The 18,347-nt window shown below is 73.6% G+C and carries 14 protein-coding genes and 1 pseudogene; 7 read left to right on the forward strand and 8 right to left on the reverse strand.

Annotation, left to right across the window (positions count from 1 at the left end; translation table 11 throughout):
* The first annotated feature begins 45 nt into the window (after positions 1-45).
* Both ACH4DX_RS03790 and ACH4DX_RS03795 read left to right on the forward strand, forming a co-directional pair.
* Positions 46-1,068, forward strand: coding sequence for an endonuclease/exonuclease/phosphatase family protein (locus ACH4DX_RS03790; protein ID WP_398117479.1), 1,023 nt, complete (start codon positions 46-48; stop codon positions 1,066-1,068).
* A gap of 174 nt (positions 1,069-1,242) precedes the next feature.
* Positions 1,243-2,460 carry an MFS transporter gene (locus ACH4DX_RS03795; RefSeq protein ID WP_398153862.1) on the forward strand — a complete coding sequence of 406 codons (1,218 nt, stop codon included), beginning with the start codon at positions 1,243-1,245 and terminating at the stop codon, positions 2,458-2,460.
* Positions 2,461-3,013: 553 nt separating this feature from the next.
* Here the strand turns inward: ACH4DX_RS03795 and ACH4DX_RS03800 are convergent.
* The 3 genes and pseudogenes from ACH4DX_RS03800 to ACH4DX_RS03810 all read right to left on the reverse strand — a co-directional run bounded on the left by ACH4DX_RS03800 (position 3,014) and on the right by ACH4DX_RS03810 (position 7,544).
* A pseudogene (locus ACH4DX_RS03800) lies at positions 3,014-4,782 on the reverse strand (NAD+ synthase).
* 128 nt (positions 4,783-4,910) lie between these two features.
* A complete protein-coding gene (locus tag ACH4DX_RS03805) occupies positions 4,911-6,599 on the reverse strand; it encodes a multicopper oxidase family protein (RefSeq protein ID WP_398153863.1) in 1,689 nt (562 codons plus the stop codon).
* Between the two features lie 135 nt (positions 6,600-6,734).
* Complete coding sequence (locus tag ACH4DX_RS03810) at positions 6,735-7,544, reverse strand: hypothetical protein (RefSeq protein ID WP_398153864.1); 810 nt, start codon at positions 7,542-7,544, stop codon at positions 6,735-6,737.
* Positions 7,545-7,614: 70 nt separating this feature from the next.
* On the opposite strand from ACH4DX_RS03810, the gene ACH4DX_RS03815 reads away from it, so the two are divergent.
* The 3 genes from ACH4DX_RS03815 (at position 7,615) to ACH4DX_RS03825 (ending at position 9,878) form a co-directional block, all read left to right on the forward strand.
* Entirely contained in the window at positions 7,615-8,496 is an 882-nt protein-coding gene (locus ACH4DX_RS03815; protein WP_398153865.1) for a DUF998 domain-containing protein, read from the forward strand.
* A gap of 5 nt (positions 8,497-8,501) precedes the next feature.
* Positions 8,502-9,326, forward strand: a complete 825-nt coding sequence (locus ACH4DX_RS03820) for an alpha/beta fold hydrolase (protein ID WP_398153866.1) — start codon at positions 8,502-8,504, stop codon at positions 9,324-9,326.
* 123 nt (positions 9,327-9,449) lie between these two features.
* On the forward strand, positions 9,450-9,878 hold the full coding sequence (locus ACH4DX_RS03825) for a DUF5990 family protein (RefSeq protein ID WP_398153867.1): 429 nt from the start codon (positions 9,450-9,452) through the stop codon (positions 9,876-9,878).
* 17 nt (positions 9,879-9,895) lie between these two features.
* Here the strand turns inward: ACH4DX_RS03825 and ACH4DX_RS03830 are convergent, their stop codons facing one another.
* Both ACH4DX_RS03830 and ACH4DX_RS03835 read right to left on the reverse strand, forming a co-directional pair.
* Entirely contained in the window at positions 9,896-10,537 is a 642-nt protein-coding gene (locus ACH4DX_RS03830; RefSeq protein WP_398153868.1) for a DUF305 domain-containing protein, read from the reverse strand.
* Complete coding sequence (locus ACH4DX_RS03835; protein WP_398153869.1) at positions 10,537-11,211, reverse strand: DUF3105 domain-containing protein; 675 nt, start codon at positions 11,209-11,211, stop codon at positions 10,537-10,539. Before ACH4DX_RS03835 ends, ACH4DX_RS03830 begins: the two co-directional genes overlap by 1 nt.
* A 413-nt stretch (positions 11,212-11,624) precedes the next feature.
* Here ACH4DX_RS03835 and ACH4DX_RS03840 point away from each other — a divergent pair, with 413 nt between their 5' ends.
* Complete coding sequence (locus ACH4DX_RS03840) at positions 11,625-12,986, forward strand: glutamine synthetase family protein (RefSeq protein ID WP_030563849.1); 1,362 nt, start codon at positions 11,625-11,627, stop codon at positions 12,984-12,986.
* A gap of 214 nt (positions 12,987-13,200) precedes the next feature.
* On the opposite strand, the gene ACH4DX_RS03845 is transcribed toward ACH4DX_RS03840, so the two are convergent.
* Entirely contained in the window at positions 13,201-13,629 is a 429-nt protein-coding gene (locus ACH4DX_RS03845; protein WP_398153870.1) for a VOC family protein, read from the reverse strand.
* 88 nt (positions 13,630-13,717) lie between these two features.
* Entirely contained in the window at positions 13,718-14,230 is a 513-nt protein-coding gene (locus tag ACH4DX_RS03850) for a pyridoxamine 5'-phosphate oxidase family protein (protein WP_398117499.1), read from the reverse strand.
* Between the two features lie 118 nt (positions 14,231-14,348).
* Between ACH4DX_RS03850 and ACH4DX_RS03855 the strand changes: the two genes are divergently transcribed.
* Positions 14,349-17,393: a bifunctional [glutamine synthetase] adenylyltransferase/[glutamine synthetase]-adenylyl-L-tyrosine phosphorylase gene (locus tag ACH4DX_RS03855; protein WP_398153871.1), complete on the forward strand. Its 3,045-nt coding sequence runs from the start codon at positions 14,349-14,351 to the stop codon at positions 17,391-17,393.
* On the opposite strand, the gene ACH4DX_RS03860 is transcribed toward ACH4DX_RS03855, so the two are convergent.
* Positions 17,381-18,274, reverse strand: a complete 894-nt coding sequence (locus tag ACH4DX_RS03860) for a phosphatase PAP2 family protein (protein WP_398117502.1) — start codon at positions 18,272-18,274, stop codon at positions 17,381-17,383. The genes ACH4DX_RS03855 and ACH4DX_RS03860 overlap by 13 nt on opposite strands.
* Between the last annotated feature and the right edge of the window lie 73 nt (positions 18,275-18,347).

Below are 18,347 nucleotides of genomic sequence, written 5' to 3' on the forward strand. Positions count from 1 at the left end.
GGCGGGAAGACGGTGTGCACGGCAGTCAGTGAGGCGACGACAGACATGGCGCAGGCGTACAAGGCGGAGACGGACAGCGGCGGCACGGAGCCCGAGCGTCCGGATTCCCGACTGCGACGCCTGGTCGGCGGATGGCGGGGCGACCCCGGCATCTGGCGGCGCGGGCTCGTCACGGCGGGATGCGCGGTCCTCATCGGGCTCGTGATGCTGCTGCACGCCCAGATCCCCAACGGCGTGGGCAACCTCGGCAGCCTCACCGAGACGTTCCTGCCCTGGCTCGGCGTGTTCGTCCCCGTCCTGCTCGTCGTCGCCGTCGTCCGCAGGTCCGCGATCGCCCTGATCGCCCTGCTGCTGCCGGTGAGCGCCTGGTTCAGCGCCTTCGGCGGCCTCATGACCGACAAGTCCGGCAGCGGCGGCGACCTGACCGTCGCCACGCACAACGTCAACGCCGACAACCCCGACCCGTCCGGCACCGCCCGCGACGTAGCGGCGTCCGGGGCCGACGTCATCGCCCTGGAGGAGCTCACCTCCGGCGCCGTACCGACGTACGAGAAGGCCCTCGCGGGCACGTACAAGTACCACTCGGTGCAGGGCACCGTCGGCGTGTGGAGCAAGTATCCGCTGAGCGGCACCAGGCCCGTCGACATCAAGCTCGGCTGGACGCGGGCGCTGCGGACCACCGTCGACACCCCCAAGGGCGAGGTCGCCGTGTACGTGGCGCACCTGCCGTCGGTGCGGGTCAAGCTGGACGCGGGCTTCACCGCGGGCCAGCGCGACGACAGCGCCGACGCGCTCGGTACGGCCATCCGGCGCGAGAGCGTCGGCAGGGTCGTGCTGCTCGGCGACCTGAACGGCACGATGAACGACCGCGCGCTGAACGCCGTGACCTCGCAGATGCGGTCCACGCAGGGAGCCGCGGGCGACGGGTTCGGCTTCAGCTGGCCCGCCTCGTTCCCGATGGCCCGCATCGACCAGATCATGGTCAAGGGCGTCGAGCCGGTGTCGTCCTGGACGCTGCCCGAGACGGGCAGTGACCACCTGCCGGTCGCCGCGAGTGTGGACCTCTGACGGTCCCCGTCTCTTGACCGCGCGGCCCACCCCCGGTGACCTCGCGGAATACTCGGGCCGGGATCTTTTGTTCCGTACGTAAACTTACGGGTCGCGCGCGCCGTCCCCGCTGCCCCCGCGCGCCCGCCCGCACCCACGCCCGTATGGCCCAGCCCGTTTGGAAGGTACGTCCTCATGCCCCTGGCCCTGCTCGCCCTAGCCGTGGGCGCCTTCGGCATCGGCACCACCGAGTTCGTGATGATGGGCCTGCTGCCCAACGTCGCGGACGACCTGCACCTGTCCATCCCGACCGCGGGACACCTGGTCTCCGCGTACGCGCTCGGCGTCGTCATCGGCGCACCGCTGCTCGCCGCCGTCACCGCGCGGATGCCCCGGCGCCGGGTCCTGATCGGCCTCATGGGGCTGTTCGTCGTCGGCAACGCGCTGTCCGCCGCCGCGCCCGACTACCACCTCCTGACCGCCGCCCGCTTCGTCAGCGGGCTGCCGCACGGCGCGTTCTTCGGCGTGGGCGCGGTCGTCGCCACCGGACTCGTCGGGCCCGAGCGCAAGGCGCGGTCGGTGTCCCTGATGTTCCTCGGCCTCACCGTCGCCAACGTCGTCGGTGTGCCCGTGGCCACCCTCATGGGGCAGCAGCTCGGCTGGCGTGCGACGTTCCTCGCCGTCAGCGCCATCGGGATCGCCGCCATCGCCGCGCTCGCGCTCCTGGTGCCCGCCGACCACGGGCACGGTGAGAACCCCGGGCTGCGGGGCGAGCTGCGGGCGCTGCGCTCGCTGCCCGTGTGGCTCGCGCTCGGTACGACCGTCGCCGGCTTCGGCGCGCTGTTCGCCGCCTACAGCTACGTCACGCCGATGCTGACGGACTCCGCCGGGTTCGCCGAGGCCGGGGTCACGCTGCTGCTCGCCCTCTTCGGCGTGGGGGCCACGGCGGGGAACCTGCTCGGCGGGCGGTTCGCCGACCACTCGCTGCGCGGCACGCTGTTCGGCGGGCTCGGCTCGCTGGTCGTCGTGCTCGCGTTCTTCCCGCTGCTCATGCGGGCCGAGTGGAGTGCGGCCGTGGGTGTGACGCTGCTCGGCATGGCCGCGTTCACGACCGGGTCGCCGCTTCAGCTCATGGTCATGGAGAAGGCCGCCGCCGCGCCCTCGCTCGCCTCGTCGGCGAACCAGGCCGCGTTCAACCTCGCCAACGCGGGCGGGGCCTGGATCGGCGGCCTGGCCCTCGCCGCCGGCTTCGGCGTGACCTCTCCCGCCGTCGCGGGAGCGGGGCTCGCCGTGCTCGGCGTGGGGGTCGCCACGGTGGCCTACGCGGTCGACCGCGCCCGCCCCTCCGCCGCCGGCGCGGAGCGCCTGGTCGCCGAGCATGTGCCCGGCACCGGGGACCGGGTGAACGCCTGACCTCCCCTGACGCTCCGTGGCCGGGCACCGGGCACGAGGACCTGCCCGGCCTTCCCTGACGCCCACAGAACGGAAACCCGGCACTGCGGCTGTGCCCACCCGTCCCGCCCTGCGGGACGATTGCCCACAGGGGGGACGGGGGCGGTGCGGGGTGTGCCCACCCGGCCCGTCCTGCGGGCGAGGGGTCGCAGGGGGGCGGGGGTGGCGCGGGGTGTGCCCATCCGGCCCGTCCTAGCGGGCGAGGGTTCCCAGGGGGGGCGGGGCCAGCGCGGGGTGTGTCTGCTCGGCCCGTCCTGCGGGTGAGGGCTCGCAGGGGGACGGGGGCGGTGCGGGGTGTGCCCACCCGGCCCGTCCTGGGGGCGATTGCCCGCAGGGGGACGGGGGACGGTGCCCGCAGGGGTGGGGGCGGTTGGGATGTTCTTCGTGCCTGTGCCTGTCGGGTGGCTGGAAACGGGTGGGTGGGTGGGAGAGGTTCCCGCCGCGGTAGCGGTGGGGAAGCAGCAACCCCCACCGGCCCGCGGGCAAGCAACAACCCCCGCCCCGACCCAGGCGGTCAGCCGCCCTCGCGCCAGCGGTTGGTGACGGGCAACCGCCGCCCCTCCCGAACCCCTTCGGGGAGACCTTCGTCCCCGGCGGATACCGCCGCCGCTCGTACTCCGCGGCGTCCACCCGGCGCAGCGTGGCAGCGACGAGCTCCGCCGAGAACCCGGCGGCGACGATCGCGTCGGCCCCCTGGCCCCGGTCCACGTACAGCTCAAGGATCCCGTCCAGGACCGGAGAGTCGGGAAGGGAGTCCGTGTCCACCTGCCCGGGCCGCGACTCCGCACTCGGCGGCTCGGGGATCGAGTCGGGCACCGGCGGCGTCTGCCCCCGCTCCGCGGCGGCCTCGTTGCGCCACCGGACGAGCCGGAACACCGCGGACCTGTACACGTCCTTGAGGGGACTGTAGGCGCCGACGGAGTCCCCGTACAGCGTCGAACGACCGACCGCGAGCTCCGACTTGTCGCCGGACGCGAGGACGAGGTGCCCCTCCTGGTCGGAGAGGGCCATCAGCACGGTCCCGCGCAGCCGCGCCTGGAGGTTCTCCTCGGCGGGCCCGGTCAGCTCCAGGGACTCCGTGTACGCGTCGAACATCGGCGCGATCGGCACCGTACGGAAGTGGAGCCCGGTGCGCCGCGCCAGCTCCTCGACGTCGGTCGACGCGTGCGCGGAGGGATACCGCGAGGGCATCGCGACCCCGTACACGTTCCGCGCGCCCACCGCGTCGCAGGCGATCGCCGCGGTCAGCGCCGAGTCGACGCCGCCGGAGAGCCCGACGAGCACGGAGCGGAAGCCGTTCTTGGTGATGTACGCGCGCAGCCCCACCACTAGGGCCGAGTACACCTCCTCGGTGTCGTCGAGGCGGTCGGCGTGACCGCCGCCGAACTCCGCCTCGTACGCGGGCAGCGGCTCCGCGGACAGCGTCACGTGCTCGACGCGCAGCCCACCGCCGTCACCGTCACCGCCACCGCCGACGACACCGTGCGGTACCGGACCCGCCGCGGGCAGCTCCAGGTCGAGGACCACGCAGCCCTCCGCGAACTGCGGCGCCCGCGCGAGGACTTCGCCGTCCTTGTCGACCACGATCGAGTCCCCGTCGAAGACCAGCTCGTCCTGGCCGCCGGTCATCGCCAGGTACGCCGTCGTGCACCCCGCCTCCTGGGCGCGCTTGCGCACCAGGTCGAGGCGCTGGTCGCCCTTGTTCCGCTCGTACGGCGAGGCGTTGAGGGAGAGCAGGAGGCCCGCCCCCGCGGTGCGCGCCGCGGGCACCCGGCCGCCGTCCTGCCACAGGTCCTCGCCGATCGCGAGCGCCACGTCGACGCCGTGCACCCGCACCACGGGCAGCGTCCCGCCCGGCACGAAGTACCGGAACTCGTCGAGGACGCCGTGCTCGGGGAGGTGGTGCTGGGAGAAGGCGAGGGCCACACCGCCGCGGTGCAGCACGGCCGCCGCGTCGCGGGGCCCGCCCGCGGGCCGGCCGTACCGCGGCTTCGCCTCCTCCGTACGGTCCAGATAGCCGACCACCACGGGCAGTTCGCCGAAGCCCTCGTCGGCGAGCCGCTCCGCGAGGGCACCCAGTGCCCGGCGCGAGGCGTCGACGAAGGAGGAGCGCAGCGCGAGGTCCTCCACGGGGCAGCCGGTCAGGGCCATCTCGGGGAAGGCGACCAGGTGCGCCCCCTGCTCGGCGGAGTGCCGGGTCCAGTGGACGATCGCCTCGGCGTTCCGCGCGAGATCACCGACGGTCGGGTCGATCTGGTTCAGGGCGAGGCGTAGTTGAGGCACGCGGCCCACTCTAATCGTCAGAGAGACGCGATGTCCTCGTGAACGGGGCCTCGGGCGGGTGCGCGTCCGGCTGCCCGCGGGTGTGCGCCCGCGGCGCCGGACGCGCCCCGTGATCCGCTCGGACCGGACTACCGCGCGCGGTAGCCGAGGGCCGTCATCATGCCCGCCTCCGCGTGGTAGACGTTGTGGCAGTGGATCATCCACAGGCCCGGGTTGTCGGCGTCGAAGTCCACCGTCAGGGTGCCGTTCGGCAGGACGACCGCCGTGTCCTTGCGGGGGCGGCCCGGGGCGTCGGCGAGGGCGAAGGTGTGGCCGTGCAGATGCAGCGGGTGCCACATCGCCGTGCCGTTGGTGAACATCAGGCGAACCCGCTCACCGGCCCGCACCGGATGCCGCTGATCCGGTGTGTAGGGCTTCCCGTCGAAGGCCCAGTCGTACTTGCCCATGCCGCCGGTCAGCCGGATCCTGATCGTGCGGTCCGGCCTCCGGCGCGGCAGGGCCACCGAGTCGTCGGCCGTGAGGCGGTCGGCGAGCAGGACGCGGCCCTTCAGCTCCTCGGGCCGCGCGGACGCCGCGGGCGGCCTGCCGCCCGTCGTGCGGAGCACCGCCCGCGCCGCGGCCCTCTTGCCCTCGGCCAGCGCCGTCAGCGGGAAGACGCCGTCCTTGGCGGTGACGAGGACGTCGTACCGCTCGCCCATGCCGATCAGGAGCGCGTCGGTCGTGCGGTGCCGGACCGGGAAGCCGTCCGTGTGCGTCACCGTCAGCTCGTGGCCGCCGAGGGCCACGCGGAAGGCCGTGTCCCCGCCCGCGTTGATCAGGCGCAGCCGGATGCGGTCGCCGGGGCGGGCGCGGAACACCTCGGGGGAGCGGGGGGTCCTGCCGTTGATCAGGTAGTGCGGGTACGCGACGTCGCCCGCGTCCGGGCCGAGGATGTCGCTGCGCGCGCCCATCATCATGCGGGAGGGCCCGGTGCGGCTGGTGGGCCCGGCCGCCATGCCGTGCCCTTCGTGACCGCCACCCCCGTCACCTCCGCCCCCGTGGTCCATACCGCCGCCTTGGTCCGTGCCGCCCCCGTGGTCCATACCGGCGCGCAGTTCGGTCAGGACCCCGTCCGGCGTCGAGCCGTCCACCCCGTCGACCCAGTCGTCCAGGACGACCACCCACTCTTCGTCGTACCGCAGCGGCTCCCGGGGGTCGTCGACGATCAGGGGTGCGTACAGACCGCGGTCCTGCTGGGTGCCGGAGTGCGGGTGGAACCAGTACGTCCCCGGGTGCGGGACCTTGAAGCGGTACGTGAAGTCGGCGCCGGGGGCGACGGCGCGCTGGGTGAGGGCGGGGACGCCGTCCATGTCGTTGCGCAGGGCGAGGCCGTGCCAGTGCAGGGTGGTGGCTTCGGGAAGGTGGTTGGCGAGCGTGAGGGCGAGGGTGTCGCCCGCGGTGACACGGACTTCCCTGCCGGGCAGCTCCTCGCCGTACGCCCACGTCCGCACGGTGGGGCCGCCCAGGTCCAGCGTGGCCTTCGCGGCCGTCAGCCGGACCTCGCGGACCCGGCCGCCCCCGGGGCGGGCGCGCTCGGCGGCGGCGACCTCGTCGCCGGTGGGCGACACGAAGCCCTCCGGGGCCGCGGACGGTCCCGCTTCGCCGCCGCCGGAGTGACCGGAGTGGGAGCCGCCGCCCCCGTTCCCGGCTCCGGAGCAGGCCGTCACGAGTCCGGCGCCCGCGGCGCCGGCTGCCGCGCCGAGCAGGGCGCGCCGCGACGGCTTCGCAGGACCGTCGGGGGACGCGGGACCGGGGATGCGCGTGATCGGTTTGCGCATGGTTGATGAACACCTCGTCTGTGTGGTGCGTGCGTGAGGGCGCGTCCGCTGCTCCTGCCGCCCCGCTCGGTGCCCGGAGGTTCCCTGGTGCGGACCCCGGACGTGCGGGCAGCGCGAAGCAGCCGGTGCGGCGGCCTATACGCGCAGCACGGACAGACGGGTGAGGAGGGTGCGGGGCGGCGGCCGCGGCCACAGCGCGTCGAGCAGCCCGGCGAGCCGCTGTACGGGGACCGGGGCACCCCCTGGCCGGTGGCGGACCGCCGCGTGCGACAGGGCGAGGACGAGGGCGGCCCCGAGGACCGCAAGACAGACGGAGAGCGGGTCCGTGCTGGGGCCGTGCGGCGCGGGGGAGGGGGGTTGGGGCGCGGTCGCTGCCTCGGGGGGTGGCTGCGTGCTGTCCGCTGCGGGGTGGGGCTGCGTGCCGTCCGCGCGGGAGTACGGCTGTGTGCCGTCAGCCCCGAGGCGCGGTTGCGTGTCCTCCGCTGCGGTGTGCCGCCGCGTGCCGTCCGCGCGGGAGTGCGGTTGCGTGCCGTCCGCTGTGGCGTGACGCCGCGTGTCCTCCGCTCGGGAGTACGGCTGCGTGCCGTCAGCCCAGGGGCGCGGCTGCGTGCCGTCCGCTCCGATGTGCCGCCCCGTGTCCTTCGCCCCCGAGCGCTGCGTGCCCTCCACTCCGGCGTACGGCCGCGTGCCGCCAGCCCCGGCGTCAGGCCGCGTGCCGTCCACCAGGAAGTGCGGCCGAGTGTCGCCCCCCGCACCGGAGCGCCCCGCCCCCCGGCGGTCGTCGTGTGCCGTCACCGCGTGTTCGCCCGGTGCCTGTTCGGTGCCCGTTCCGTGCTCCCGGGGGTGGCCCAGCGAGTGCATGGCCACGATGCCGAGGAGCAGCACGGCGAGCAGCGCGAGATGGCTCGCGGGTGTCGCCGGGCTCTTCGGGTTCCACTGGGGCACGGGCGGGAGCCTACCCCTCCCCGGTATGGGGCGACATGCGGGCCCGGCCGCCACCGACGATCATGAGCCCATGACGACTTCGGACGGATCGGGGCGGAGCGGGACCGCGGCGGCGGCGAGCGTGCGCCGCCTCCCGTCGGACGTCGGCACGCTCGTGCCCGGGCGGGCCTCCGCCGAGCGAGGAGGGCCCCCGGCCGCCGGAGCGGCCCGTACCGGCGCCCGCGCGGCCGTCGCCGTGCTCCTCACGCTCGGCGCCCTCTCCTACACCACCTGGACCCTGGAGGCGTTCCTGCCCACCGGGCTCTCGCCGCTGCGTACGTACGTCAGTGAACTCGCCGCCGAGGACCAGCCGTACGGCACGTTCTTCCGGACGCTCGACCTCGCGGCGGGGATCCTGGTGTGCGCGGGGGCCGTCGGCGGCCTGGTGTGGCTGCGCCCGCGCGCCGCGGTGCGCGGGCGGGTGCTCCTCGCCGTCGGCGGCTGGGCCGCCGTCGCCGTCTTCGGCGCCGCGACGGCCGCCGACTCGCGGCTCCCACTGAGCTGCGCACCCACCGCGGACGCGGCCTGCGCGGCACGGGAGCGGGCGGGCGCGGTGCCCTTCACCCACGCCGCGCACGCCGTCAGCAGCAGCGTGGCGGTGGCGGGGGCACTGGTGGGGATGGTGCTCCTGACGGTGGTGGTGCACCGGAGCGGGGACCTGGCCGGGGTCCGGTTCAGGGGGCTGCTGCGCACGCTGATCGGGGTCGAACTGATCGCCACCGGATGGACGCTGGCCGCCGTCGCGGCGTTCGACTCCGGGTACGGCACCTCCGGCCACGGCCCCTCCGGCCACGGCCCCTCCGTACTGGACACATGGGGCCTGGGGGTCGCCCAGCGCATCCAGTTGCTGACGATCGCGGTCTGGCTGGTGGTGATGGCGTGGCTGGTGTGGGCGGGGCGTCGGCGGCCGTGAGGGGGGTGTTCGTCCGTATCGACGGGGTGCCGCACCATGTGCGGGTGACGGGCGCGGGGCCCGCGTGCGTGCTCAGTGCGGGGCTCGGGCTCGCCTGGTTCGAGTGGGATCCGGTGGTGGCGCTGCTCGCCCGCTCCCGTACCGTCGTCCGTTTCGACCGGCCCGGGCTCGGGCTCAGCGGGCCCGCGCGGGAGGCGCCCACGCTGGTGGGGGAGGCCGAGCGGATCGGGCGCGTGCTGGACGCGGTCGGGTTCGGTGAGCAGGCCGTGACCGTGGTGGGGCACTCGCTGGCGGGCTTCCACGCGGAGGCGTTCGCGCGGCTGTGCCCTCGGCGGACGGCGGGGCTCGTCCTCGTGGACTCCAGCGTGGAGGAGGGGACCGGGACGGGGGACGCTCCTGGCCGGAGGCTGCGGCCGGCGCTCGCGCGCGGGGCGGGGGCCGCCCTCGGCGGGCTCGGCGTGCCGCGCGCCGTGGGGCCGCCGGTCCGCCGCCTGGCCGAGGGGCGCTGGAGCCCGCCTCCGGCGCGGGAGTCGTGTGCGGTGTACGGCTCGAAGCGGGTGTGGCGGGCGGCGCTGACGGAGTATCTGACGTACGGGGACATGGCCCGCGAACTGGACACGATGCGGCGGGAGGCCCCCCTGCCCGGCGGGGCGCCGGTGACGGTCCTCGCGGCGTCCCCGACGGCGTCCGGCACCGACGCCTGGGTACGCCGCCAGCACGCCCTCGCCGACACCCTGCGAGCGAACTTCCACGTGCTGGCCCCCGCGGGGCACCTCCTGATGCGGGCCCGCCCCCGCGAGGTCACGGAAGCGATCCTGGCGGCACGGTGAGGCGCACCCCGCACGGGCTGTGCCCCTCCTCCCCCGCAGCGGTTCCGCCGGGAGGGAATGTCGTGCCCCCGTGGCGATGTCGTACCCCGTGGCGATGTCGTACCCCCGTGGTGCACTGGGGGCATGGCACAGAAGCTGACCGTGCGCCTCGTCGGCCGTGAGCTGCCCGGGGCGGAGTGCGGGGAGTACCGGGACGTGCACGTGGCCGTGCAGCGCGGGTCCGGGCCCGAGGACCCGGTGCGGGCCGACGCCGCCGAGGCGGTGTTCGAGTTCGAGGTGTCCGTGGTCGCCGCGCCGGACGGCACCCCGGACTTCAAGGGGCCGCACGTCCAGGGCGGGCGCGGCGAGCGCTTCTTCTACCTGACCTGGGGCGAACTGCCTCCCGGCGGCGAGTTCGCGATGTTCCGCAGAGCGAAGCTGTGGTTCGCGGACATCCCCGCGGCGGCGGTGGCGGCGGGCGTGGCCGTGGGGGAGCTGGGGCTCACGGACGAGAAGGGGATGCCGTTGTGCGCGGGGGTGCGGCCGCCGGGGGTGGTGTGGGGCGCGGCCTGAGGCCCCGGCAGGGCCCCCTACGGCTTCGCGCCCCGTGCCCTCAGCAGGTCCCCCATCAGCTTGACCTCCGACGCCTGCGACTCCACCATCCCCTGCGCGAGCCGCTTCTCCACCGGCACCGCGCAGCGCTCGACGCAGCCCTCGGCCATGTGGATGCCGCCCTTGTGGTGGGCGGTCATGAGTCGCAGGTAGTACACCTCGGCCTGCTTGCCGTTCAGCCGGCCGAGTCGTTTCATCTCGGCGTTCGTCGCCATGCCCGGCATCAGGGAGCCGTCGCCGGGCGACGGGGCGCCCGCCATGTCCATCCACTCCATGGGCTCACCGGGCGGGACCTTGGGGAGTTCCCACAGGTCGAGCCAGCCGAGCATCATGCCGCGCTGGTTGGCCTGGGTCTGGGCGATGTCGTAGGCGAGGCGGCGGATCTCCTCGTTCTCGGTGCGGTCCCGGACGATGTACGACATCTCCACGGCCTGCTGGTGGTGCACCGACATGTCCCGGGCGAAACCCGCGTCGGCGGACGAAGTCGCGGGCGTACGGGCGGCGTCCGAGGAATCCGCGGAGCCCGAGGAGTCGCCGGTGGACGCCACCGCCGCCGTGATGCCGCCCGCCGCGAGCACCGCGCCCGCGACGGCGCCGATCAGCCAGTCCGTGCGCCTCATCACTGCCCCAGGCCGTTGGTGCAGGCCGCACCGGGCTCGGGGGTCTGCTTGCCCTGGACGTACGTGGAGAAGAACGCGTTCACCTTCGGGTCGTCCGCGCGCTCGATCACGCGCTGGTGGCCCCACGCCGAAAGCAGGATCGGGTCCTTCTGGTTCTTGACGGGGCTCATCAGCGAGTACGGGGTCTTCTTGACCTTCGCTTCGAGCTTCTTCAGGTCGGCGGGCTTCGCCTTGTCGTTGTACGTCACCCACACCGCGCCGTGCTCCAGGGAGTGCACGGCGTTCTCGTTCGGGAGTTCCTTGGTGTAGACGTCGCCGTTGCAGTTCATCCACACCTGATTGTGGTTGCCGCCCACCGGCGGTGTCACCGGGTAGTTCACCTTGCCGTCGACGTGGGTGCGGCCCAGCTTCTTGGCGTCCCAGACCCGCTCGCCGTCGCCGGTCGTGGTGAACTTGGCCGCGGCCTTCGCGTCGCCCGCCTTGCCGCCGGAGTCCGAGTCGTCGTCGGCGCTCGAGATGAGGAAGAAGCCGCCGATGCCGACTGCGGCGACGATGACGGCGCTCAGGGTGATGGTGAGAGCGCGGTTGCGGCGCTCGCGGGCGCGTTCGGCGCGCCGCATCTCCTCTATCCGGGCCTTGCGCTCGGCGCTGCTCGACTTCTTGGCGGAACCCATGGTGTGTCCTTCTGCGGAAAGGGACGGAATCGGATGGGTTGAACAAGTGGCGGTGCGGTGGTGGTGCTGCGACGGTGCGACTGAGTGCGTTGATCGTAGCCTTCACCCCGGCGGAGGGAAGGGCCGCTCCGGCAAATACCGGACGCGCGGACCCGGCCGCCCGCCCCGGCCCGGCAGCGATCTCTGTTCGAACCGGGCGACGGCCCCGGCGGGGGCGGGCCGCCGGGTTCCCGCCGGACACTTCGAAGGAGTGGGCCGGCGCCGCTGTCACCGCGGTCGGGGGAGCGTGCACTATGGGCAAGGAACGGCCGCAACGCGCAGGAAACCGTGTGGTGGGATGCTCATGTGCCGGGGCGACGTCCCGAGGCTCGGGAGCAGCCGGTTCCGACCAGCAAGGATGGGTGGAAGTCGAGATGGACAAGCAGCAGGAGTTCGTGCTCCGCACTCTGGAGGAGCGCGACATCCGGTTCGTACGCCTGTGGTTCACGGACGTACTCGGCTTCCTGAAGTCGGTCGCGGTCGCCCCCGCCGAGCTGGAACAGGCCTTCGACGAGGGCATCGGCTTCGACGGCTCGGCCATCGAGGGCTTCGCCCGCGTCTACGAGTCCGACATGATCGCCAAGCCGGACCCGGGCACCTTCCAGGTCCTGCCGTGGCGCGCGGAGGCCCCGGGCACGGCCCGGATGTTCTGCGACATCCTGATGCCCGACGGCTCCCCGTCCTTCGCCGACCCGCGCTACGTCCTCAAGCGCGCCCTCGCCAAGACCTCCGACCTCGGGTTCACCTTCTACACCCACCCCGAGATCGAGTTCTTCCTGCTCAAGGACAAGCCCCTGGACGGCTCCCGGCCCGTCCCCGCCGACAACTCCGGCTACTTCGACCACACCCCGCAGAACGTCGGCATGGACTTCCGCCGCCAGGCCATCACGATGCTGGAGTCCATGGGCATCTCGGTCGAGTTCAGCCACCACGAGGGCGCCCCCGGCCAGCAGGAGATCGACCTCCGGTACGCCGACGCGCTCTCCACGGCCGACAACATCATGACGTTCCGCCTGGTCATGAAGCAGGTGGCCCTGGAGCAGGGCGTCCAGGCCACCTTCATGCCCAAGCCGTTCTCCGAGCACCCCGGCTCGGGCATGCACACGCACCTCTCCCTCTTCGAGGGCGACCGCAACGCCTTCTACGAGTCGGGCGCCGAGTACCAGCTCTCCAAGGTCGGCCGCTCCTTCATCGCGGGCCTGCTCAAGCACGCCGCCGAGATCTCCGCGGTCACCAACCAGTGGGTGAACTCCTACAAGCGCATCTGGGGCGGCTCGGAGCGCACCGCGGGCGCGGGCGGTGAGGCCCCCTCGTACATCTGCTGGGGGCACAACAACCGCTCGGCCCTCATCCGGGTGCCCATGTACAAGCCCGGCAAGACCGGATCGGCCCGCGTCGAGGTCCGCTCCATCGACTCCGGCGCCAACCCCTACCTCACGTACGCCGTCCTCCTCGCCGCCGGCCTCAAGGGCATCGAGGAGGGCTACGAACTCCCGCCGGGCGCCGATGACGACGTGTGGGCCCTGTCCGACGCCGAACGCCGCGCGATGGGGATCGAGCCGTTGCCCCAGAACCTGGGCGAGGCGATCGCGCTCATGGAGCGGTCCGAGCTGGTCGCCGAGACGCTCGGGGAGCATGTGTACGACTTCTTCCTGCGGAACAAGAAGCAGGAGTGGGAGGAGTATCGGTCCGAGGTGACCGCCTTCGAACTCCGCAAGAACCTGCCGGTCCTGTAACCCCCCTGTGCGGGAGCGCCCTGAAGGGGCGCGGGGAACGGCGCGCTCAGCCGGAGAAAGGCCGCAGACGCGTCTGCTCGTGACGCAGCAGACGCGTCTGCGGCTTGTCGCTGGTTGCTCGCGCAGTTCCCCGCGCCCCTGCGGGGCACGACCGTGAGTCCGGGGCTTCGGGGCGCGGCCCGCGCCCCGGGTGGGGGCACCCCCCACAGCCCGGTCAGGGGCGGATTGCCTCCCGCAGTGGCGTCCCCGCCCGAACCCGGTACTCCTGGACGGACCACCCGTTGCCGTCCGGGTCCGTGAAGTACATGAACGTGCCGCCGTCCTGCTCGGCGTACTTGACCGGCTCGGTGACCTCGAGGCCGCGGGCCGTCAGCTCGGCGTGGGCCCGCTCGATGTCGGGGACGCAGAGCTGGAGGCCGTGGTAGGTGCCGGGCCGCGGGGTGGGGCCCGGGGTGGTGTCCCAGATGGCGTCGCCCAGCATGATGGAACAGCCGGACCCGGGCGGGGTGAGCTGCACGACGCGCACCCCCGGCATGACCTCCGTGTCGAGGTCGACGTGGAAGCCGCACTTGGCCGCGTAGAACTCCTTGGCGCGGTCGATGTCGCTGACGGGCACGCCGATCACTTCGAGTGTGTATTCCATGCGAGGAGTACACCAGCGATCGGGAGCCCTGTCCCGGGGAAAGGGAAGGCGCAGGCCGCACAGCTCCGTACGGTGTACGCCGCCCGCCTCACGCGAAGCGGTAGCGCGTCTGGCCGAACGGGTCGCCCTTGCCGAACGCGAACGCCGTACGGGGCGTCACCGCGAACACGTCAGCCTGCCCCGACTCGTGGTGGAAGCAGCCGTCCCGCACCTCGTAGCGGAAGAAGCCGCCGTACTTCTCCTCCCAGGCCGCCGCGAGGCCCCGCAGCCGCGCGTCGTCCGTGATCCGGACCGCCGTGCCCTCGACGACCACGTCGAGGCCCTCGTCCCAGACGTTGGTGCCCGTCGTCAGGACGACCTCGGGGTTGGCCAGGAGGTTGCGGGCCTTGCGCTCGGCGGGGCCGGTGGAGAAGTACAGAGCGTCCCCCTGCCACAGGGCGCTCAGGGGGGTGACGTGCGGGCGCCCGTCGGGGCGCACCGTCGAGATCCAGAACAGCTCGGCCGCCGCGAGCACCTCCCGGGCCCGGGGCCAGGGGGTCGCGGCGGCTCCCTCGCTGCTGTAGCGGGCGTCGACGTCGACGCGGGGTTCCTGGCTCGGCATGGCGTGGCCTCCTGCTCTTCATACTCCTGTCCCCGTGTGGACCGCGCACGCGCGCAGAACTCATCGGCGGGCTCTTAGTAGGCTCGGGGCCAGGAACGGGCGAGCGAAGGGCGCGGGGATGACGGTGCCGCAGGGACGCAGGAGCAGCACGTTCACGCGGTTGCTGCGGCACGGGTTCACCGACCCCTCCACCGCCGAGCGGCTCCTGGGCGCCGACGAGCTGGCCGCCGTCCGCACCGACGCGGTGCTCCTCGACGCCCTCGGCGCCACCGCCGACCCCGACCTCGCACTGCTCGGCCTGGTCCGGCTCGCCGAGGCGCAGCCCGACCCCACCGCGCGCCGCGAGCTGCTCGACACCCTGCTCAGCGCCAAGCCCCTGCGCGACCGCCTGCTCGGTGTCCTCGGCGCCTCCGAGGCCCTCGCCGACCACCTCGCCCGGCACCCCGGCGACTGGCGTGCCCTGGTCACCTACGAGGCCGCCGACCTGCATCCGGGCGTCGAGGAGTTCGAGCGCGGCCTCGCCGGGGCCACCGACCCGGTGTCGCTGCGCGTGGCCTACCGCCGCTGCCTGCTGTCCATCGCCGCCCGCGACGTCTGCGGCACCACCGACGTCGCCGAGGCCGCGGCCGAACTCGCCGACCTGGCCACGGCCACCCTGCGCGCCGCACTCGCCATGGCCGAGCGCGCGGCGCCCGACGACGCCGCGTCGTGCCGCCTCGCGGTGATCGCGATGGGCAAGTGCGGCGGCCACGAGCTGAACTACGTCTCCGACGTCGATGTGATCTTCGTGGGCGAGGCCGTCGACGGCGTCGAAGAGGGCGCGGCGCTCCGGGCCGCCACCCGCCTCGCCGCCCATCTGATGCGGATCTGCTCCGAGACCACCGTCGAGGGCACCATCTGGCCGGTCGACGCCAACCTGCGCCCCGAGGGCAGGAACGGCCCCCTGGTGCGCACCCTCTCCAGCCACCTCGCGTACTACCAGCGCTGGGCGAAGACCTGGGAGTTCCAGGCGCTGCTCAAGGCGCGGCCCGTCGCGGGCGACACCGACCTCGGCAAGGAGTACGCGGCCGCCGTCGCGCCCCTGGTGTGGGGGGCCGCAGAACGCGAGAACTTCGTCCCCGACGTGCAGAGGATGCGCCGCCGCGTGGTCGAGAACATTCCCGTGGGCGAGGTCGACCGCGAACTGAAGCTCGGCCCCGGCGGTCTGCGCGACGTCGAGTTCGCCGTCCAGATGCTCCAGCTCGTGCACGGCCGCGCCGACGCGTCCCTGCGCAGCGGCACCACCCTGGACGCCCTCGCCGCGCTCGCCGCCGGCGGCTACGTGGGCCGGGTCGACGCCACCCAGCTCGACGACGCCTACCGCTTCCTGCGCTCCCTGGAACACCGCATCCAGCTGCACCGGCTGCGCCGCACCCACCTGCTGCCCGAGACCGACGCCGACCTGCGCCGCATCGGCCGCTCCCTGGGCATGCGCACCGAACCCCTCACCGACCTCGCCCGCGCCTGGAAACGGCACACGTCCGTCGTCCGCCGCCTGCACGAGAAGCTCTTCTACCGCCCGCTGCTCGACGCCGTCGCCCAACTCGCCCCCGGCGAGAGCAGGCTCAGCACCGAAGCGGCCCGCGAACGCCTGGTCGCCCTCGGGTACGCCGACCCCGTCGCGGCCCTGCGCCACCTGGAGGCCCTGGCCTCCGGCGTGACCCGCAAGGCCGCCATCCAGCGCACGCTGCTGCCCGTCCTGCTCGGCTGGTTCGCGGACTCCGCCGACCCGGACGCAGGTCTCCTCGGCTTCCGGAAGGTGTCGGACGCCCTCGGCAAGACCCCCTGGTACCTGCGGCTCCTGCGCGACGAGGGCGCGGCCGCCGAGAACCTCGCCCGGGTGCTCTCGGCCGGACGGCTCGCCCCCGACCTGCTCCTGCGCGCCCCCGAGGCCGTCGCCCTGCTCGGCGACGAACGCGGCCTCGAACCCCGCGGACGCGGCATCCTGGAACAGGAGGTCCTCGCCGCCGTGCGCCGCGCGAACGGCGCCGAGCAGGCCGTCGCGGCGGCCCGCGGCGTGCGCCGCCGCGAGCTGTTCCGCACCACGGCCGCCGACATCATCTCCTCGTACGGCACGCAGGAGAGCCCCGAAGGGGAAGGTGTGCGCGCAGCGCTCGGGACAAGGGTGGTGGCGGGAGACGGGCGGGCTGACGCGGGCGCCCTGGTGGACCGGGTGGGTCTGGCCGTGTCCGACCTGACCGCCGCCACCCTCGCGGGCACGCTGCGCGCCGTGGTCCGCGAGGGCTTCGGCGACGACCTGCCGGTCCGGTTCGCGGTCATCGGCATGGGCCGCTTCGGCGGCCGTGAGCTCGGCTACGGCTCGGACGCCGACGTCCTGTTCGTGCACGAGCCGCGCGAGGGCGTCGACGACCAGGAGGCGGCGAAGGCCGCGGGCGCCGTCGTCACCGAGATGCGGCGGCTCCTCCAGCTGCCGAGCGCGGACCCGCCGCTCCTCGTCGACGCCGATCTGCGCCCGGAGGGCAAGTCGGGACCCCTGGCACGCACCCTGAAGTCCTACGCGGCCTACTACCGCCGCTGGTCCCTCGTCTGGGAGGCGCAGGCCCTGCTGCGCGCCGAGCCGGTCGCGGGCGACGCGGACCTCGGCCGGGCCTTCATCGACCTGGTGGACCCGCTGCGCTACCCCGTCGAGGGCCTCGGCGACGACGCCGTACGCGAGATCCGCAGGCTGAAGGCGCGCATGGAGTCCGAGCGGCTGCCGCGCGGCGCCGACCCCACCCTGCACACCAAACTGGGCCGCGGCGGGCTCTCCGACGTCGAGTGGACCGTCCAGCTGCTCCAGCTCCAGCACGGCTGGGCCGAGCCAGGCCTGCGCACCACCCGCACCCGTGCGGCCCTGCACGCGGCCTGCGCGGCCGGGCTCCTCGCGACGGAGGACGCGGCGACCCTGGACGAGGCCTGGGTGCTCGCCACCCGGGTACGCAACGCGGTGATGCTGGTGCGCGGCCGGGCGGGGGACACCTTCCCGTCGGACGGCAGGGAGCTCGCCGCCGTGGGGCGTTACCTCGGGTACGACGCGGGCACGGTCGGCGTGATGCTGGACGACTACCGGCGGATCACGCGGCGGGCGCGGGCCGTGGTGGAGGAGCGGTTCTACGGGGCGTAGCGCTTGCGGCGGCGCTCGCCCCCGGCGTCCGTGCCGCGGGGCGGCTCGTCGGGGATCAGCCGCGGCAGCCGGTGCGGCAGGCTCCCGTACCAGAACCGGGCCACCGCGAAGCCGAACGCCAGGCAGATCATGCCGCCCACCGCGTCCAGCCAGAAGTGGTTGGCCGTGGCCACGATCACCACCAGGGTGGCCGTGGGATAGAGCAGGCCGAGTATCTTCACCCACGGCACCGACGCGAGCGCGAAGATCGTCAGACCGCACCACAGGGACCAGCCGATGTGCATGGAGGGCATGGCCGCGTACTGGTTCGACACGTTCTTCAGGTCGCCGGAGGCCATCGAGCCCCAGGTGTTGTGCACCACGACCGTGTCGATGAAGTCACCGCCGGGCATCAGGCGCGGCGGGGCGAGCGGATACAGGTAGTAACCGACGAGGGCGACCGCCGTCGTCGCGAACAGCCCCAGCCTGGCTGCGGCGTAGCGGCCGGGATGCCATCGGTAGAGCCACACCAGGACACCGAGCGTCACGACGAAGTGCAGCGTCGCGTAGTAGTAGTTCATGCCGACGATGAGCCATGTCACCGAGTCGACGGCGTGGTTGACGCTGTGCTCGAAGGCCAGGCCGAGGTCGTGCTCCACGCCCCAGAGCCAGTCCGCGTTGCGCAGGGCCGCGGACTTCTGCTCCGGCACGGCGTTGCGGATCAGCGAGTACGTCCAGTAACTCACCGCGATCAGCAGGATCTCGAACCACAGCCGCGGCCGGCGCGGGGTCCGCAACCGGCGCAGGAGATTCCGCCCATTGCGGTCATCTGCCTCGCCCGCGATGGGTGATGTGGTGGCGGGCCCTCGGCCTTCCAGTGTCGTCACAGTCATCTCACCCATAGGGACAGAGTCTGCCAGATGCCCACCTCTCCCCAGATCATCCCCCGGTCGGGTTCCGGCCGCACTCCCTACG

It is taken from the genome of Streptomyces sp. NPDC017940 (assembly GCF_044328435.1).
In the GTDB taxonomy this organism is placed as follows: Bacteria; Actinomycetota; Actinomycetes; order Streptomycetales; family Streptomycetaceae; genus Streptomyces.

Excerpts from the sequence above, each read along its gene's own strand:
- ACH4DX_RS03850 (WP_398117499.1), bottom strand. The coding sequence starts at position 14,230 with ATGCCGAGCCAGGAACCCCGCGTCGACGTCGACGCCCGCTACAGCAGC.
- ACH4DX_RS03855 (WP_398153871.1), top strand. The coding sequence starts at position 14,349 with ATGACGGTGCCGCAGGGACGCAGGAGCAGCACGTTCACGCGGTTGCTG.
- ACH4DX_RS03815 (WP_398153865.1), top strand. The coding sequence starts at position 7,615 with ATGACGACTTCGGACGGATCGGGGCGGAGCGGGACCGCGGCGGCGGCG.
- ACH4DX_RS03835 (WP_398153869.1), bottom strand. The coding sequence starts at position 11,211 with ATGGGTTCCGCCAAGAAGTCGAGCAGCGCCGAGCGCAAGGCCCGGATA.
- ACH4DX_RS03790 (WP_398117479.1), top strand. The coding sequence starts at position 46 with ATGGCGCAGGCGTACAAGGCGGAGACGGACAGCGGCGGCACGGAGCCC.
- ACH4DX_RS03840 (WP_030563849.1), top strand. The coding sequence starts at position 11,625 with ATGGACAAGCAGCAGGAGTTCGTGCTCCGCACTCTGGAGGAGCGCGAC.
- ACH4DX_RS03825 (WP_398153867.1), top strand. The coding sequence starts at position 9,450 with ATGGCACAGAAGCTGACCGTGCGCCTCGTCGGCCGTGAGCTGCCCGGG.
- ACH4DX_RS03795 (WP_398153862.1), top strand. The coding sequence starts at position 1,243 with ATGCCCCTGGCCCTGCTCGCCCTAGCCGTGGGCGCCTTCGGCATCGGC.
- ACH4DX_RS03845 (WP_398153870.1), bottom strand. The coding sequence starts at position 13,629 with ATGGAATACACACTCGAAGTGATCGGCGTGCCCGTCAGCGACATCGAC.
- ACH4DX_RS03830 (WP_398153868.1), bottom strand. The coding sequence starts at position 10,537 with ATGAGGCGCACGGACTGGCTGATCGGCGCCGTCGCGGGCGCGGTGCTC.
- ACH4DX_RS03860 (WP_398117502.1), bottom strand. The coding sequence starts at position 18,274 with ATGGGTGAGATGACTGTGACGACACTGGAAGGCCGAGGGCCCGCCACC.
- ACH4DX_RS03805 (WP_398153863.1), bottom strand. The coding sequence starts at position 6,599 with ATGCGCAAACCGATCACGCGCATCCCCGGTCCCGCGTCCCCCGACGGT.